Genomic DNA, 1120 nt, shown 5'->3' with positions numbered 1-1120 from the left:
ATCGCACATGGTGGGTCTGGGCGTGTCGGCTTCACAGCAGGGGAGTGGTCATCAACTACATTGCAGGAAGAGGCCGAGGATCTTGCCGCAATCGGCCGTGCGCTTGCCAAGGACGGCGAGCTGCGGCTGTGGAGCTGCGAAACGGCATCGGGGGATACGGGCGAAGCCTTCATAGAGGCGCTGGAAGAGGCAGTAGGCGCGGACGTTCTCGCGTCCGGGTCGCTGATTGGCGCGGCCGCCCTGGGCGGCTCCTGGGAGATATCCTCACGCGTAGGCTCGTCCACGCCCTTGCCTCCAATGACTTCGGCTGGCGTGGCCAGCTACTCGGGGGTGCTTGCGGCTGATCTCACACTCAGTGGGGACATAACTGCCGGCGGCAGCTCTTCGGCTGTTAACACGTATTATGTAGTGGATACTCACGTGGCTCCGCCGACTAATCCGGCGCTTAATCGTGCGGATGATACAGTCGTTGGTAGCTTTCAGCTACCATCTGCAAACCAGGGCGGTTTAATAAATGACTTTTCTGCGACCATAACGATCCCCAACACTACTGATATTTATTTCGTTTATGACAGCAATTTCAAATTATACGGCACGCTTTCCCCGGTTGTAGGAGGTTATAGTTTTACACCCGTGCTTGCTAATAATGGCGATAATGGCAATTTCTTTGATACCGCTTCTTTTATCGCCACCACAGGTCAAGTAGGCGCGACCGGACCCGCCGGAGCGACCGGCGCGACCGGCGCCACGGGTGCGGGCTCGACAGGTGCCACGGGCGCGACCGGTGCCACCGGCTCTACTGGAGCAACCGGCTCGACTGGCTCTACTGGAGCAACCGGCTCGACTGGCTCGACTGGAGCAACAGGCTCTACTGGTGCGACCGGATCGACCGGAGCAACCGGCTCGACCGGCGCCACAGGAGCAACCGGTGATACCGGTGCAACAGGCTCTACAGGTTCGACCGGAGCAACCGGCTCGACCGGCGCCACAGGTGCAACCGGTGATACCGGAGCAACTGGCTCGACCGGATCGACAGGTTCGACCGGCTCTACTGGGGCAACAGGTTCGACCGGATCGACTGGAGCAACAGGCTCTACTGGAGCAACCGGCTCGACCGGTG

The 1120-nt window shown here is 60.3% G+C and carries 1 protein-coding gene; it reads right to left on the bottom strand.

Annotated features, from left to right (window positions below):
* Positions 1-698 precede the first annotated feature (698 nt).
* The coding region (locus EN932_RS39405; protein WP_245483409.1) for a hypothetical protein at positions 699-1120 on the bottom strand (422 nt) is incomplete at its 5' end.

Origin of the sequence: Mesorhizobium sp. M7A.F.Ca.US.002.01.1.1, assembly GCF_004022955.1 — a bacterium.
GTDB classification, from domain to species: Bacteria; Pseudomonadota; Alphaproteobacteria; order Rhizobiales; family Rhizobiaceae; genus Mesorhizobium; species Mesorhizobium ciceri.
The sequence above is the reverse complement of the archived record's forward strand: the minus strand, read 5'-3'. Positions and strand labels throughout refer to the sequence as shown.